Annotated in this window: 1 protein-coding gene; it reads right to left on the reverse strand. The window is 77.9% G+C overall.

Annotated elements, in window-relative coordinates; translation table 11 throughout:
• Window positions 1-222: hypothetical protein (locus G3I53_RS13315; RefSeq protein WP_203617058.1), on the reverse strand; the 222-nt coding region annotated here is incomplete at both ends.

Below are 222 nucleotides of genomic sequence, written 5' to 3' on the forward strand. Positions count from 1 at the left end.
GCGCTGCTGTTCGCTGTGCAGGGCGAGCAGGGCGCAGGCGGTGAGCACCAGTTGCCGGTCGGCGCCGCGCATGGGGCGGGGACAGCCGGTCGCCATGAACCCGGTGAGCCGGCCCCGGCCGGCCAGGGGGTGCAGGACGACGTCCTCGTCGTCGAGCGGGAAGGTCGCCGAGGCGTGCGGTCCGGCGACCCGGAGGCGGGCGACCTCGGCCGCGACCCGGCG

This window comes from Streptomyces sp. SID14436, from assembly GCF_010548465.1.
Classification (GTDB): Bacteria; Actinomycetota; Actinomycetes; order Streptomycetales; family Streptomycetaceae; genus Streptomyces.